Consider the following 15,882-nt stretch of genomic DNA (forward strand, 5'->3'; position numbering starts at 1 on the left):
CAGCCGGGCATTCAAGCCCGGCCCGGTCTCATATCAGCATCGTCACGCCGTCGATCGCCCGGACATGGGCGACGAAGGCATCTCCGCGGACTTCGAAATTCTTGTACTGGTCGAAGCTTGCGCAAGCCGGGGATAACAGGACAGCGGCCTCGCCTGCTTCATCCCTGGCCGCATCGGCGCTGGCATGGCCGACGGCCTGTTCCAGCGTGCCTGAAATCTCGAAGGCAACCGCCTCGCCCAATGTCGCCGCGAAGACCGGAGCCGCCTCGCCGATGAGATAGGCCTTGGCGATCCTCGGGAAGAAGGGCGCAAGCGCGGCGATGCCGCCTTCCTTGGGCAATCCGCCGGCAATCCAGTAGATCCGCTCATAGCTCGCCAATGCGGGCGCTGCGGCCTCGGCATTGGTCGCCTTGCTGTCGTTGACGAAGATCACCCGATCCTTGCGGGCGACCGGCTGCATGCGGTGCCGGAGGCCGGGAAAGGAGGAAAGCCCCGTCAGTATCTCGCTTTCAGGAACGCCGACGGAAAGACAGGCCGCCATCGCCGCCGCCGCGTTCTGGACATTGTGGCTGCCGCGCAGTGTCGCGATGCCGTCGAGATCGGCAAGCACCGTCGCGATCCCGCCTTCGGCACGAATGACGCGGCTGCCATCGGCATAGAGCCCCTCGCCGAGCGGGCGATGACGGGCGATGCGCACCACCGGCCGGCCTGCGAGCGCGGCGCGATCGGCAATTGCCTCGCAATAGGGATCATCGACGCCGATGATCGCCGTGTCGCTTGCCGCCACCAAACGTTCCTTGATGCCGGCATAATGCTGCATGTCGCCGTGCCGGTCGAGATGATCCGGCGTCAGGTTGAGCAGGATGCCGACGGACGGATCGAGCGTCGGCGCCAGATCGATCTGGTAGGAAGAGCACTCGACGACATGGAACCGGTCGGCCGCCGGCGGATCGAGCGTCATGATCGCGGTGCCGATATTGCCGCCGAGCTGCGTATCGCGGCCGCTCGATTTCAGGATATGGGCAATCAGTGCCGTCGTCGTCGATTTGCCATTGGTGCCGGTAATGGCGATGAACGGGCAACCGGGCGCATGGGCCCGGCGCTCGCGCACGAAAAGCTCGACATCGCCGATGATCTCGACGCCGGCGGCCTTGGCAAGGTCGACGGTCCAGTGCGGCTTCGGATGGGTGAGCGGAACGCCGGGCGACAGTACGAAGGCGGAGAAACCCGACCAGTCCGCCTGGCGCAGATCGCCGGTGCCGATCCCGAGCGCGGCCGCCTTGGCGACGCTGTCGGGATTGTCGTCCCAGGCCGTTACCGACGCGCCGCCGGCAACCAGCGCCTGCGCCGTCGCCAGCCCCGATCCGCCAAGACCGAAGAGCGCGACCTGCCTGTCCCTGAATGTCGTGGCCGGGATCATGGTGTTACCTGAGCTTCAGCGTCGAAAGGCCGATCATGGCGAGAATGACCGCGATGATCCAGAACCGGATCACCACCTGGCTTTCCGTCCAGCCCTTCTTTTCGAAATGATGATGGATCGGCGCCATCAGAAAGACGCGCCGGCCGGTGCGCTTGAACCAGAACACCTGGATGATCACCGACAGCGTTTCGATGACGAACAACCCACCGATGATGATCATGACGATCTCGTGCTTGGTGGCGACGGCCACCGTACCGATCAGCCCGCCGAGTGCCAGCGAGCCGGTATCGCCCATGAAGATCGCCGCCGGCGGCGCGTTGAACCAGAGAAAACCGAGACCGGCGCCGATGACGGCGCCTAGAATGACGGCGAGTTCGCCGGTGCCGGGCACGAAATGGATCTGCAGGTAATTGGCAAACACCGCGTTGCCGGCCAGATAGGCGATGACGCCGAAGGAGGCCGCCGCGATCATCACCGGCACGATGGCTAGGCCATCCAGCCCGTCCGTCAGATTGACCGCATTGCCGGCCCCGACGATGACGAAGCCGCCGAACAGGATGAAGAAATAGCCGAGATTGAGAGTGAAATCCTTGAGGAACGGGAAGGTCAGCGACGACCCGAAGGTCGATCCCGCAGCCCCAGCAAGCAAGGCCGCACGCATCATGAAGAAGACGGCGATAGCCGCGATCAGGAATTCGAGGCCAAGCCGCGCCTTGCCGGAAAAGCCCTTGTCCGACTGCTTGGTTACCTTGAGATAGTCGTCATAGAAGCCGATGGCACCGAAGCCGAGGGTCACCAGCAGCGTGGAGACCACATAAACGCTGGAGAGATCGGCCCAGAGCAGCGAACTGCCGACAATGCCGGCGAGGATCATCAGGCCGCCCATGGTCGGCGTTCCCGCCTTCTTGAAATGGGTCTGCGGCCCGTCGGCGCGGATCGGCTGGCCACGGCCCTGCCGTACCCTGAGCGACGAGATCATCCGCGGCCCGAACAGGAAGACGATCAGCGCCGAGGTGAACAGCGAGGCGCCGGTCCGGAAGGTGATGTACCGGAACAGGTTGAAAAACTGAAAATGGTCCGCCAGTTCGACAAGCCAGATGAGCATAAGGGACCTTTCCCCAAAGGTGCGTTTCGGAATCCATCGGTCAGAATCACCGACTGGAAGAAGTATCGCGTCGTATCAATAGTGTCGGCCGGGCGCACTGCCCTTATTCAGCGTTTCCCATCGGCGAGCACGGGATGGGCGTCGAGCAGGGCCGAGACGATCCTGCCGCAACCCGTTCCCTTGGACGATTTGACCATCACCACATCCCCTGCGGTGACGGAAGAAACCGCAAAATCCTTCAATTCATCGACATTTTCACGATATTCCACGCGAATATCGTCCGGCAGGGCATCGCGCAGATGCGCCATCTGCGGTCCGGCCAGCCAGACGTCGCGAATGCCCGCGTCAATCAGCGGCTGCGCGAGATCGGCATGGACGCTGTCGGAAAATTCGCCCATTTCCAGCATGTCGCCGAGAATGGCGATCCGGCGACCGTCATCCGCAAGCTGCGTGTCGCTGAGGAGAGCGATGGCGGCCAGCATCGAGGCCGGGTTGGCATTGTAGCTCTCGTCGATCAGCACGAAGGAACCCGCGCCGATGGACAGGCGGTGGCGTGCGCCGCGTCCTTTTTCCGGCTGCAAACTGGCGAGGGCTGTAACCGCCGCCTGCATATCGGCGCCGACCAGGCGAGCGGCGGCAAGGGCGGCAAGGGCATTTTCAGCGATATGCCGGCCGGGCGCGCCGATCTGGATTTCCAGGGTCTGGCCCTCGACCGCCGCCCAGAGAACGGCATCGCTCGAACCACCGGAAAACTCCACCATGCGGACATCGGCCTTGGCGCTCGCACCGAAGCTGTGGACATGCGCGATGCCGAGCGCCGTGGCGGCTTTTTCCAGCGTCTCGAACTGATCGTTGTCGCGGTTGAGGATCACATGGCCGTCCTCGACCAGACCTTCCATGATTTCCGCCTTGGCAGCGGAAATCTCGTCGAGATTCTTGAAATTGCCGAGATGGGCGGCGGCGATCGTGGTGATGATCGCGACATGCGGACGAACCATCTTGACCAGCGGCCGGATTTCATCGGCATGATTCATGCCGATTTCGAAAATGCCGAAATCGGTATTTTCCGGCATGCGCGACAGGGTCAGCGGCACGCCCCAGTGATTGTTGAAGGAAGCGACCGAGGCATGCACCCGCCCGGACGGCGCAAGAATGTGGCGCAGCATTTCCTTGGTGGTGGTCTTGCCGACCGAGCCGGTGACGGCAATGATCTTGGCGGCACTTCGATCGCGCGCCGCGCAACCGAGCCGCACCATGGCATCCAGCACGTCGTCGACGACGATCATCGGTGCGGTCACCCGGCCGAGCGCCGGCAGTTTCGCCTCGCTGACGACCAGAAGGCTGGCGCCGTTGGCAACCGCTATCCCGGCATAGTCATGGCCATCCACCCGGTCGCCCTTGATAGCGAAGAAGGCCTCGCCCGTGTCGATCGAACGGCTGTCGATCGAAATGCCGGTGATGCCCTCAGGCAGTTTGCCCATCGGCCGGCCGTTCATTGCCGCCATCAGATCGCTGGTGGTCCACAGAAAGCTCAAATCATTGACCTCCCAAGGCTTTCTTCAGCTCGGCATGATCGGAGAACGGCAGGGTCACGGACCCGACGGTCTGCCCCTCCTCATGCCCCTTGCCGGCCACGATCAGCGTGTCGCCGGCCTTCAGCATGGCAACCGCCGCCCTGATCGCCTCGGCCCGATCGCCGATCTCCGTCGCGCCCGGGGCCGCGTCCATAATCTCGCCGCGAATGACCTGCGGCACTTCGGAACGGGGGTTGTCGTCGGTAACGATCACCACATCCGCCAGTCGCGTGGCGATCTCGCCCATGAGCGGCCGCTTGCCCTTGTCGCGGTCGCCGCCGCAGCCGAAAACCACGACGATGCGACCGGTGGTGAAGGGACGCACCGAGGACAGGACATTTTCCAGCGCATCCGGCTTATGGGCATAATCGACATAGGCAAGCGCGCCGTCCTTCGTCTGCCCGACCAGTTCGAGGCGCCCGGACGCGCCCTGGAGCTTGTCGAGTGCCGCCATCGCCTGCTTGGCACTGATGCCGGTGGACATGGCGAGCCCGGCCGCCACCAGCGCATTGGAAATCTGGAAATCGCCGGCCAGCGGCACATGCACTTCGAAGATCTCGTCGCCGACATGGATTTCGGCGATCTGCTTGTGGCGGAAATGCTCGACGCGCTTGAGGGAGAGATACTCTCCCTTGCGTCCGACCGTGAGCACCTCATGCCCTGCCGCCTTGGCCGCTGCGATGGCCTGTGCCGACCAGGAATCGTCCGAGAAGATCACCGCCGGCGAGCCCTTCGGCAGCACGCCGTCGAACAACCGCATCTTGGCGGCCATGTAGTCCTCGACGGTCGGGTGATAGTCCATATGATCGCGGCCGAGATTGGTGAAGCCGGCCGCCGAAAGCCGCACACCGTCGAGACGGTGCTGATCGAGCCCGTGGCTGGAAGCCTCCATCGCCGCATGGGTGACGCCGGCATCGGCAAGTTCGGCGAGAAGCTGATGCAGCGAAACGGGATCGGGCGTGGTCAGCGATCCATAATCGTTGCGGCCGGGCGCGATAACGCCGGTGGTGCCGATCATCGCCGCCGGATGGCCGCAATGGGCCCAGATCTGGCGGGTAAATGAAGCGACGGAGGTCTTGCCGGCCGTGCCGGTGACGGCCACCATGGTCTTCGGCTGGTGCGCATGGAAATTCGCCGCCGCGATGGCCAGGACCCGGCGCGGCGTGGTCGCAGCGAGAACCGGGACAGAGCCATTGCCAGGCGATCCGCCATCCGCGACCACAACAGTGGCGCCCCGGGAAATGGCGTCTTCGATGAAAGCCTTGCCATCGGCCTTGCTGCCGGAAAGGGCTACGAACAGCGCGCCCGGAACGACCCGCCGGCTATCGGCGGTGATGGCGGTAATTTCGGTTTCGCCGGTTGCCGGACCCAGTTGCGCGGCAATTTCGGGAAAATCCGTCCCGATAAGGTCTTTGATCTTCATGGATGCACTTTTCAAAACGAACCGATGCGCCGGGCGGCGAATCCTCCTGATTGTCATTCCATGGTCAATAAGACACAAGCAAGGCAGAACCGTCCTCGCCGAATTTGGGCTCGACGCCCAGCAGCGAGGCGGACCGGCTGATGATGTCACGGACCAGCGGCGCGGCGTTGCCGGCAGCGGTGCGGATACCCCTTTCACCGGTTTTCGGCTCGTCGATGAAGGCCAGGACGATATATTGCGGGTTGTCGATCGGAAAGCCCGCGAGGAAAGCGTTGAAGTTCAGATCGTTGGAATAACGGCCGTTGACCACCTTGTCGGCGGTGCCGGTCTTGCCGCCAACGTTGAAGCCGGCAACCAGCGCGTTTCTGCCCGAACCGTGGGTGCCGTTCCAGCGGAACAGGTAGCGCATGTCGTCGCTGGTGCTCTTTTTGATCACCGTCGTGGAAGCCGCTTCCGCCTCTTCAACGGTGCGCGGCAGGAAAGTCGGCTCGATCAGCTTACCGCCGTTCATCAGCGCCGCGCCAGCGACGGCTGTCTGCAGCGGGGTGGTCGAGACACCGTGGCCGAATGAAATCGTGATCGAATTGATCTTCTTCCATTCGCGCGGCTGGCTCGGGGTCTTCACCTCGGGCAGTTCCGTCTGCATCCGGGTCAGGAGGCCAAGGCGAGTGAGAAATTCCTTGTGACCGGGAATGCCGACGATGTCGGCCATCTTGGCCGTGCCGATATTGGAAGAATACTGGAAGATTTCCGGAACGGTCAGCACCCGCCGCTTGCCGTGGAAATCCTTGATGGTGAAGCCGCCAATGCGGATGGGGAAACGCGCGTCGAAACTGTCCTTCAGCGTCACCTTGCCGGAATCGAGCGCCATCGCCGTCGTAAACGACTTGAAGGTCGAGCCCATCTCGAACGTGCCGTTCGACATACGGTTCAGCCAGCCGTCCTTGGCGCCGCCGGCCGGATTGTTCGGGTCATAGTCGGGGACCGAGGCCATGGCGAGAACTTCGCCCGTCCTGACATCCAGCACCACCGCGCCGGCGGCGATCGCCTTGAATTCCGTCATGCCGTTGGCAATGACATCCCGGACGATGTTCTGGACACGCAGATCGATCGACAGTTTTACGGGCTCCAGCTTGGCATTGCTGGTCATGCCGATGGCGGCCAGATCGGCAAGCCCCTGGTTGTCGATATAGCGTTCCATGCCGGCGATGCCGCGATTGTCGACATTGACATGGCCCACGACATGCGACGCGGTCGCGCCGCCGGGATAGAAGCGGCGCTTTTCCGGACGAAAGCCGATGCCGGGGATGCCGAGCGCCAGGATTTCGCTCTGCTGCTTCGGCGTCAACTGGCGGCGAAGCCATTGGAACCGCGACGGCGATTTGAGCTTGTTATAGATGTCAGCAATGTCGAGATTGGGCAGCACTGTCGCAAGATGCTCGACGGCCTCGTCGGCATCGACGATCTTGTGCGGTTCCGCATAGAGCGAGACGGTGCGAATGTCCGTTGCCAGGATTTCTCCATTGCGGTCGAGAATGTCCGGGCGTGACGCCATCAGATTATCGGCGCGACCGATGCTTGAAACCGTATCGGGCTGGGCCAGGCCATATTGAACGAGGCGACCGCCGACGATGCAATAGACGACCGCGAAGCCGGCGATGACGATGGCGACCCGGCTTTTCGCCTGATTGCTGCTGCGCTTGCGCGTCCCCTCGAAGGGCATGCCGAGATCGCCGGGGTGATTATTGCCGCCGGCGGAGAAATGAGCCTTGCTCTTGACGACCATGATGCGGGAGAGAAAGGACATCAGCGCGCCACCGATCCCGTTGCCATGCCATCGACTTTGGTGGCCCGCTTCTTCGACTTGCCCTTGGCCATTCCCATTGCCTCCAGAACATCATCCGGCGGGGGCAGCTCGGCCCGCAGCATCGGCAGCTCTTCGGGCCGGGCAAGCTGCGTCGAAGCGGTCGGCGCAAGTTGCAGATCCTGCTGATAGATGGTCACGAGCTTCTCCAGCCGGTTGGGCTGGGACAGCAGCGCCCAGTCGGCACGCAGGAGGTCGATCGTATCTTCCTCCAGCTTGATTTCCGCTTCGAGCCTGCGCACCTCTTCCAGCTTGTTTTCCGCCTTGTGCTTGATCGTGTAGGTGACGGTGGCAGCCGCCGTCATCACGACGATCAGGACGATGTCAAAACTACGCAACATGTCTCAGCCCCCAATCTTTCCAAGGCTAGCAAGGTTCGGCAAATCGAAGATGGACAGATCATCTGCCTCCGGCGGGGAGTCGGTGCGCGCACCGACCCGCATCTTGGCGGATCGGGCGCGCGGATTGCGGGACGCTTCTTCTTCACTGGCCGCCACCATAGACTTGCCAACTGGTGCGAAGGTTGCCGCCCGCTCATGGACCAGCGGCAAATGCCGCGACCCAGACGCCTTTCCGGCGCGATCCTGGAAGAATTTCTTGACGATGCGGTCCTCGAGCGAATGGAAGGTGACGACAGTCAGCCGCCCACCGGGCTTCAAGGCGCGCTCGGCCGCAAACAGTGCACGCGCCAGTTCGCCAAGTTCGTCATTGACGAAAATGCGCAGCGCCTGGAAAACCCGGGTCGCCGGATGGATCTTGTCCTTGGCCTTGCGCGGCGTGACGATCTCGATCAGGCCGGCGAGATCGCGGGTGGTGACGAAGGGATCCTCGAGGCGCCGCTTTTCGATGGCGCGGGCGATACGGCCCGACTGCGGCTCCTCGCCGAGAAACCCGAAGATGCGGGTGAGATCGCTCACCTTCGCCCGATTGACGACATCCGCGGCCGAAACCCCATCCGACGACATGCGCATGTCGAGCGGCCCCTTTCGCTGGAAGGAAAAGCCGCGATCGGCCTCGTCGATCTGCATCGAGGAAACACCGATATCGAGCACGACGCCATCGAGGCCACCATCGGGCGCATGACTGGCGAGATCGGAAAATCGGGAATGAACAAGCGTGAGACGACCGGCATTTTCCGCCACCATGGGCTGGCCCGCGCGAATGGCCGCCGGATCACGGTCGAGCGCGATCACGTCCGCGCCGGCCGCCAGGATCGCCGCCGTATAGCCGCCAGCACCGAATGTGCCGTCGAGGATGATTTTACCGGGCTGAAGATCGAGACTTGCGAGGACTTCGGGGAGAAGAACCGGAATGTGGCGAACCGGTCCGCCATCGGCATCAGAAAAACCTCCGCCTTGATCCGCCATCATTCCGTCTCTCCACCCTAGCCCGAACGCAGACCTCGCAACCTGCGCTCCTCCCGTGCCGCCGCCTGACACTCGATAAACACCTGCGGCGCCCACAACTGAAAATGATCCGCTCGCCCCACGAAGGTCACCTCCGTGGTGATGCCGGTGAAGTCGCGGATGAAATCCGTCACCATCAACCGGCCCTCCTGATCGAGCTTCATGAAGACCCCGCCCCCATGAACCAGGAGCGACATCTGATTGGCCTGCGGCGAAAACGGATCCTCGCCGCCGATTTGCTTTTCGAACCGATCCAACAGCTCCGGACCGCCGGCACTGATCGCCGGAAAGACGAAATCCTGAAAGCAGTAGAGCTCCCGGATATCGAGCGCCGACAGGACAGAACGAAACGCCGAAGGAACGGAAACCCGCCCCTTGGAATCGATCCTGTTTGTCGCATGCGATAGGAAGCGGTTCATGACGCCATACTGCCGTTCCCGGGCCACATGCGGGCCTTGGAAGCCCGCGCGAACCCTCGAAAAATCGCACAGCAATCCCCCGGCAGGCAGTATGCCCGCTCGAAAACCCCTTGCGGGGCACTTCCGAAGCTTGCGGAGAATGAGCTTTAATCAGCCCTTGTGCGGTGCATGATTGGGATAGCATGGGACCATATGGGCGTCAATGGGATTTGCTCTGTTCAGCCTGCGTCGTGAGCAGATATTGATAGTCTGTTAAGTTTAACGAAAAGTTACGATTGCCTACCCAAGACACTGGATTCATGAGTGAATCCTACTTCACAAAAATAGCGGATTTTATTTTAGATAACCCTAAATGAAACGGGCATTCAAGCGGATACGCGATTTCGCGAATCCGCTTCGGGACGCTGGAAAAAGAGGGAAATTGCCAGTTGGCCTGTAAGCCGGGTTCTGTATGGCTCCGGCCCGAAAGCCGGAACGTGGCAGCCATTCATCTGGGACAGCGCTTGCGCGCTGCCTCCTGCAACCCACCCGGATGACTGGCCCGGAAAAGGCCGGATCGCTTGCGCGGTCCGCGTCATCCCTATTCGGTCTTGCTCCCGGTGGGGTTTGCCTTGCCACCCATGTTGCCATGCGCGCGGTGGGCTCTTACCCCACCCTTTCACCCTTACCTGCCGAGGCAGGCGGTATTCTCTCTGTGGCACTTTCCCTGGGGTCGCCCCCGCCGGACGTTATCCGGCACCGTCTTTCCGTGGAGCCCGGACTTTCCTCCCCCCGCAGCCTTTCGGCCCTAGCGGAGCGCGGCTGCCCGGCCAACTGGCAGGCGGTGATAACCGACCAACCGGCCGATTGCCACAGGAAAATGTGAAAATCCCCCGCCGATCCCATCGCTGGCGGATCACGTCCGGACAGCGATCGGGAATCCAGGACGGATGATCGGGAGCCCGGCGAGCGCAAAGAGCGCCCGCCCCGCCGCCGCCGCCGCCACCTGGATCAGTTGATGATGCTCTGGACCTTGCCGCAATAGCGGCGCGAGACCGGGTTCATCTTCTTGGCGCCATGGCCGGCATTGTAGCGAAGGATGGTGCCGCAGGTGAAACCACCCGACAGCTTGTGCGCGCCGGCGAGATATTTCATGCCGTATTTGATATTGGTCTCGGGATCGAAGAGACCGCTCTTGCCGCCCGAATAGCCCATCATGCGCGCCGTTGCCGGCTTGATCTGCATCAGCCCGACTTCGCCGGCACTGCCGCGCGCCTTCGGATTGAAGTTGCTTTCGACCTTGACGACGGCATGGGCGAGATCGGCGGGAACGCCATACTGCTTGGCGTAGCTCTGGATCAATGCGCTATAGACCGAGGATTTCAGCGAGGTGCCCGGCGCCGCATAGCCCGTGGTGCGGGTAACCGGCTTGATCTTGGATGTAATTGTCTTGTCGGTGCCCCCGGCATACGACGTCGAAACCCCGGAAAACAGCATGCAGACGCATGCCGCAGCCGCAGCAAGATGCGATATTCTCATTTAGCTTGAAGTCTCCACATATAGGCGCGGCGGATCGAAGGGCGCACCCCGCCCGGCCGTCACACGCCCCAATTCTCATCATCAACAGGCAAGGCCTTGGGCCCCCAACGCCTGCGGTTCGGTGTGCCGGCAAAAGACCCGGGCATCGTGGTGATGATGTGGCAGACCCTGGAATTAATGAGATTGCGACCTAAAGGCGGATCGCCCCGGCACTATGGCGCGGTCGTTTCACCGGCGGAAATCCGGCAATCCCGTCAGCAGTCGGTGAAGCGTATCGATCGTCGAAATATCGGCGATGCCATCAACCTGCGATTGCCGAAAATGGCGCTGGAACGCGGCCACGACACCCTCGGTCTTCTCGCAAAAAATGCCTGTTGCTTCAACTGCGTAACCATAAAACGACAACATCGTCTGCACCGCCTCGACCGGCTGTCCCTGGTCGCCGCGCTGGAAAAACCGGCCGCCGCCGATAGGCGCCGCCTCGACCCAATGGCCGACACCTTCGCGATGCAGTCTCTCCCAGGGGAAATTTTCTCCCGGATCGACCTTGCGGATAGGGGCTATATCGCTGTGGGCAAGCACTCTTTCCGGCGCCACAGACCAGCGTTCGCCGCAGTTCCGACACAATTTCGCGACCGCATCGATCTGTTCGGAGGGGAAATCAGGCAGGCCGCCGGGATGGCCGGTATTGGCGATTTCGATGCCGATCGAACGGGAATTGATGTCCGTCTCGCCCTTCCAGCTGCTTTTCCCGGCATGCCAGGCACGGCGGGTCTCGGACACCAGTTGATCTATCCTGCCATCCTCATGGACGAAATAATGGGAAGAAACCTGGCTTTCCTCGCGACAGAGCCAGTCGAGAGCCGCCGTTGCGGTCTCCATGCCTGTATAGTGCAGGATGATCATGTCGGGCGCCCGTCCGTCAGCCCGCTCTCCGTGATTGGGAGACGGCACGGCGCGCGCATCGGGATAATCGCAGGCAAAACCCGTCATGCAGCCCGGCGTTCTTTCTCGATGGCTTCATAGGCAGCATTGAGCGCGGCCATGCGATCATTGGCAATGGCGTAAAGCTCCTTCGGCACGCCGCGTGCGACCAGCATGTCGGGATGGTTTTCCGAAACCAGAACCCGGTAACGCCTGCGGATGATCGAAAAATCATCCTTTGGGGAGACGCCAAGCACCTTGTAGGGATCGGCTCCGTCCAAATGGACATGGCGCGCCTTGATCGCCTCGAACCGCTGCTCCTCCATCCGGAATATCTGGGCAACGCGCGTCAGGAAGGCAATTTCCTTGTCGTGAACGGCACCGTCGGATTTGGCGATGTGGAAAAGCCCGTCGATAATATCCTCAAGCATGGCGCAGTCCTGATCGCAGGAGGCGCAGAGCGAGGCCATCTTCTCGGCATAGGCCTCGTAGCCGGCAATATCCTGGCGGGCCAGATTGTAGAGCCGGGCGACATTCTGGGCCTGATCGTCGGGAAACTTGAAAATGTCGCGGAAGGCCGAAACCTCGGCCTCGGTGACGATGCCGTCGGCCTTGGCCATCTTGGCGGAAAGGGCGATCATGGCGACGGAGAAAGCCACCTTGCGGCGCGTTTCCGGATCTCCCTCCAGCAGCGTCCGCACGGCCTCGACCACACCGGCAAGCGCATTGCCCGTTGCGGCGACGATGCTGAGGATACGATCCCACAATGACATAGGCACGTTCTTTCCCATGGTTGCTGGTTCCAGCTCGCGTTGAGGAAACGGCGGCACGGGCAGGCGTCCATGCGACGAAAGGCAAAGCGGCAGACATGATCTGCGCCACGGACCGGCAGGTGGCGCGCTATACAGCATGACCAGAAGTCGGTCTCAAATGCAAGGCTGCAGGGTAGCACAAAAGGCCAAAATGACAAATTTGTGATGGCCCTCACTATTAGCCACTCAATTCCGTGAATTCCGGCGCAAGCCATTGAACCCGCCGTCCGGCCCGGCATTCCGGGCAGATGACATCAAACTATCGAGCCTCGCCAAATTGCTTTTCCCGCGCGGGAGCCATGATGGCTTGGCCGCTCGTCGTCCGGTTCGCCTGCTTCGTCAAACCGTCCGGCAACTGTCATTTAACTTCCACAGGAATTGCGCTAGAAGCCTCCGACGATCTCGCCGTACCCCCGAGGAGGAACAATGGCCAAACAGAAAGTTGCAATGCTGACCGCGGGCGGGCTTGCGCCCTGCCTCTCATCCGCAGTCGGCGGCCTGATCGAGCGCTACACCGATGTCGCGCCCGACATCGAACTTGTGGCCTACCGCTCCGGCTACCAGGGCCTCCTTCTCGCCGACCGCATCGAGATCACGCAAGGGATGCGCGAGAAGGCCCATATCCTCCATCGCCACGGCGGTTCGCCGATCGGCAACAGCCGCGTCAAGCTCACCAATACCGCCGACTGCATCAAGCGCAAGCTGGTCACGGAGGGGCAGAACCCGTTGCGAGTGGCGGCCGAGCGATTGGCCAGCGACGGCGTCACCATCCTGCACACGATCGGCGGCGACGACACCAATACGACGGCCGCCGATCTTGCCGCCTATCTCGGCGCCAATGGCTACGACCTCACGGTCGTCGGCCTGCCCAAGACCGTCGATAACGACGTGGTGCCGATTCGCCAGTCGCTCGGCGCCTGGACGGCGGCGGAATATGGGGCGAAATTTTTCGACCACGTCAGCAACGAGCAGAGTGCCGCTCCCCGCACCCTCGTCGTGCACGAGGTAATGGGGCGCCATTGCGGCTGGCTGACGGCTGCCACCGCCCGCGCGTATATCCAGATGACCGAAGACAAGGAATTCGTCGACGGCTTCATGATGAACGCCAGGATGAAGAATATCGACGGCCTCTACCTGCCGGAAACCGCCTTCAACCTGGAAGCCGAGGCCGAACGGCTGCGCGCGATCATGGACAAGGCCGGCTTCGTCACCCTGTTCGTCAGCGAAGGCGCCTGCCTCGACGCCGTCGTCGCCGAGCGTGAAGCCTCCGGCGAACCGGTCAAGCGCGACGCCTTCGGCCATGTCAAGATCGACACCATCAATGTCGGCGGCTGGTTCTCCAAGCAGTTCGCCTCGCTGCTCGGGGCAGAACGCGCAATGGTGCAGAAATCGGGCTATTACGCCCGTTCCGCACCTGCCAACCCCGACGACCTCAGGCTGATCCAGGGCATGGTCGATCTGGCTGTGGAAAGCGCTCTCAACAAGGTCTCCGGCGTCACCGGCCATGACGAGGACCAGGGCGGAAAATTGCGTACGATCGAATTCCCCCGCATCCGCGGTGGCAAGCATTTCGACACCTCGGCAAAGTGGTTCGGCGAGGTGATGGATGCCATCGGCCAGAAATGGTCGCCGGCGGCCTGACCACGCCCGACAAAACCTGTTGACGGCTCCGTTTGTTCGTGGCTCCCTCGCCGGGACGCCAATTCGCAAACGGGGCCTTCATGTCGATCGAACACTGGCTGGCTTTTGTCGCCGCATCCGCCATTCTCCTGGCCATACCCGGCCCGACCATTCTTCTGGTGATTTCCTATGCGCTGGGGCATGGACGCAAGGTGGCCGCGGCAACGGTCGCGGGCGTGGCGCTTGGCGATTTCACGGCGATGACCGCCTCCATGCTTGGCCTTGGCGCCCTGCTCTCGACATCGGCCACGATCTTCACCGTCCTGAAATGGGTCGGCGCCGCCTATCTCGTCTGGCTCGGCATCAAGCTGTGGCGGGCACCGATCGTCGCCGAGGCCGCAGATGGCAGCCTGCCTTCCGTCACCGCGGAAAAACCCGGGCGGATTTTCCTGCACACCTATATCGTCACGGCGCTGAACCCGAAGAGCATCGTCTTCTTCGTCGCCTTCCTGCCGCAGTTCCTCGATCCCGCCCGTCCCCTGTTCAACCAGATGCTGATCTTCGAAGTGACCTTCCTGACGCTCGCGACGCTCAATGCGACCGGTTACGCGCTGCTGGCAGCGGCTGCCGGAAAGACGATCCGCAAGCCGAAAGTCCAGGCCATCGTCAACCGGACAGGCGGCTCCCTGCTGATCGGCGCCGGGCTTTTGACGGCCGGCATGAAGCGGGCAACGGCCTGAAAAATCCGTCCGCGCTTGCGGTCGATTGCCCCATGGGTTAATGGAGTTCCCCAAATGGCGGCTTCTAGCTGCTGATTTGCGGGGGCTGCGGGGCCTGACAGCACGAAAGCGACAGCATGGCTAGACATCGTTTTTCCGTTTCAAAACCGGCTCTTACGGCCTGCGCGTTGATCTCGGCTGCTCTTGCGGCCGGTTGCTCCAGCGTCGAGCGAACACCGATGGAACAGTTGATGGCCGTGCAGACTGCCATGCCGGTTGCAAAGCCGGGCACGGAGATGACGGCCTATGCCCTGCCGACGCCGGATGGAGCGGCCACCGCGACAAGCGCTGCCCTTGCCGCCGAGACGGCGATGATGAACCCTGCGGAAGCGAAGCCAGTCGATACGGTCGCGGCCGATGTGTCGACAACGCCGCAGGCTTCCGCATCCGCGCAGGCGGCAACGCCGCCCGCCTTGCCTGAAACCGCAAATGCCCTGGTTCCGACCAAAGGCGATCGCACGCAGCAGATACCGCCGGGCCTCATGATGGGCGCCGCCATGGATTCGGATTTCGATACCGGCGAACCGGTCGGGCTCGAGACATTGGTCGCCAGGAACATGATCGTGCCGATGGCAAAGCCGACGCTTGGCGAAAAGGCCTATGCCGCGGCCAAGGCCATCCCCGCCTCGCTCGGCCTCGTTGAAAAGCCGACGAGCTCCCGTCCGGAACTCGATCGCCTGATCGCCTATTATGCCAAGCTGAACAATATCCCGGAAGAGCTGGTTCATCGCGTCGTGAAGCGCGAAAGCACCTATAATCCGCGCGCCTATAACAGCGGCAATTACGGACTCATGCAGATCCGCTACAACACCGCCAAGGGGCTCGGATATACCGGAACGGCCGAAGGCCTGTTCGACGCCGAAACCAATCTGAAATACGCCACCAAATACCTGGCCGGCGCCTGGATGGTGGCCGACAACCAGAATGACGGCGCCGTCAAGCTCTATGCGAGCGGCTATTATTACCATGCCAAGCGCAAAGGCCTGCTCGAAAAGCTCGGCATGAAATAGGCGCGAGC

14 protein-coding genes and 1 other RNA gene are annotated in these 15,882 nt (G+C 62.2%); 3 read left to right on the forward strand and 12 right to left on the reverse strand.

Annotated features, from left to right (window positions below; all coding sequences use genetic code 11):
* Positions 1-28: 28 nt before the first annotated feature.
* From murD to ASD31_RS02390, 12 genes are all read right to left on the reverse strand, one after another.
* The gene (murD, locus tag ASD31_RS02340; protein WP_056328705.1) at positions 29-1,420 is read right to left on the reverse strand and encodes a UDP-N-acetylmuramoyl-L-alanine--D-glutamate ligase; all 1,392 of its coding nucleotides are present in this window, start codon (positions 1,418-1,420) and stop codon (positions 29-31) included.
* Positions 1,421-1,424: 4 nt separating this feature from the next.
* On the reverse strand, positions 1,425-2,525 hold the full coding sequence (mraY, locus tag ASD31_RS02345) for a phospho-N-acetylmuramoyl-pentapeptide-transferase (protein WP_056328708.1): 1,101 nt from the start codon (positions 2,523-2,525) through the stop codon (positions 1,425-1,427).
* 107 nt (positions 2,526-2,632) lie between these two features.
* The gene (locus ASD31_RS02350) at positions 2,633-4,060 is read right to left on the reverse strand and encodes a UDP-N-acetylmuramoylalanyl-D-glutamyl-2,6-diaminopimelate--D-alanyl-D-alanine ligase (RefSeq protein WP_056328711.1); all 1,428 of its coding nucleotides are present in this window, start codon (positions 4,058-4,060) and stop codon (positions 2,633-2,635) included.
* A 1-nt stretch (position 4,061) separates the two neighbouring features.
* Positions 4,062-5,522 (reverse strand): UDP-N-acetylmuramoyl-L-alanyl-D-glutamate--2,6-diaminopimelate ligase, encoded by a 1,461-nt coding sequence (locus ASD31_RS02355; RefSeq protein ID WP_056328713.1) that lies wholly within the window; start codon positions 5,520-5,522, stop codon positions 4,062-4,064.
* 64 nt (positions 5,523-5,586) lie between these two features.
* Positions 5,587-7,329: a peptidoglycan D,D-transpeptidase FtsI family protein gene (locus ASD31_RS02360; RefSeq protein WP_056328717.1), complete on the reverse strand. Its 1,743-nt coding sequence runs from the start codon at positions 7,327-7,329 to the stop codon at positions 5,587-5,589.
* On the reverse strand, positions 7,329-7,727 hold the full coding sequence (locus tag ASD31_RS02365) for a hypothetical protein (protein WP_056328720.1): 399 nt from the start codon (positions 7,725-7,727) through the stop codon (positions 7,329-7,331). Before ASD31_RS02365 ends, ASD31_RS02360 begins: the two co-directional genes overlap by 1 nt.
* Positions 7,728-7,730: 3 nt before the next feature.
* Positions 7,731-8,756, reverse strand: a complete 1,026-nt coding sequence (rsmH, locus tag ASD31_RS02370) for a 16S rRNA (cytosine(1402)-N(4))-methyltransferase RsmH (RefSeq protein ID WP_056328724.1) — start codon at positions 8,754-8,756, stop codon at positions 7,731-7,733.
* Between the two features lie 14 nt (positions 8,757-8,770).
* Complete coding sequence (mraZ, locus tag ASD31_RS02375) at positions 8,771-9,211, reverse strand: division/cell wall cluster transcriptional repressor MraZ (RefSeq protein WP_056328726.1); 441 nt, start codon at positions 9,209-9,211, stop codon at positions 8,771-8,773.
* 420 nt (positions 9,212-9,631) lie between these two features.
* Positions 9,632-10,028, reverse strand: an RNA gene (gene rnpB / locus ASD31_RS03315) — RNase P RNA component class A.
* A gap of 173 nt (positions 10,029-10,201) precedes the next feature.
* Positions 10,202-10,729 (reverse strand): lytic transglycosylase domain-containing protein, encoded by a 528-nt coding sequence (locus ASD31_RS02380; RefSeq protein ID WP_056328729.1) that lies wholly within the window; start codon positions 10,727-10,729, stop codon positions 10,202-10,204.
* Between the two features lie 228 nt (positions 10,730-10,957).
* The gene (locus ASD31_RS02385; RefSeq protein ID WP_056328732.1) at positions 10,958-11,722 is read right to left on the reverse strand and encodes an N-acetylmuramoyl-L-alanine amidase; all 765 of its coding nucleotides are present in this window, start codon (positions 11,720-11,722) and stop codon (positions 10,958-10,960) included.
* The gene (locus ASD31_RS02390; protein WP_056328734.1) at positions 11,719-12,426 is read right to left on the reverse strand and encodes a J domain-containing protein; all 708 of its coding nucleotides are present in this window, start codon (positions 12,424-12,426) and stop codon (positions 11,719-11,721) included. The genes ASD31_RS02385 and ASD31_RS02390 overlap by 4 nt, the downstream gene beginning before the upstream one ends.
* Before the next feature lie 465 nt (positions 12,427-12,891).
* Here ASD31_RS02390 and ASD31_RS02395 point away from each other — a divergent pair, with 465 nt between their 5' ends.
* The 3 genes from ASD31_RS02395 to ASD31_RS02405 all read left to right on the forward strand — a co-directional run bounded on the left by ASD31_RS02395 (position 12,892) and on the right by ASD31_RS02405 (position 15,874).
* Positions 12,892-14,106, forward strand: a complete 1,215-nt coding sequence (locus tag ASD31_RS02395; protein ID WP_056328737.1) for a pyrophosphate--fructose-6-phosphate 1-phosphotransferase — start codon at positions 12,892-12,894, stop codon at positions 14,104-14,106.
* Positions 14,107-14,186: 80 nt separating this feature from the next.
* A complete protein-coding gene (locus tag ASD31_RS02400; protein WP_056328740.1) occupies positions 14,187-14,825 on the forward strand; it encodes a LysE family translocator in 639 nt (212 codons plus the stop codon).
* A 116-nt stretch (positions 14,826-14,941) separates the two neighbouring features.
* Positions 14,942-15,874, forward strand: coding sequence for a lytic transglycosylase domain-containing protein (locus ASD31_RS02405; RefSeq protein WP_056328743.1), 933 nt, complete (start codon positions 14,942-14,944; stop codon positions 15,872-15,874).
* Positions 15,875-15,882 lie beyond the last annotated feature (8 nt).

Source organism: Rhizobium sp. Root482 (assembly GCF_001426565.1).
Lineage (GTDB): Bacteria > Pseudomonadota > Alphaproteobacteria > Rhizobiales > Rhizobiaceae > Pararhizobium.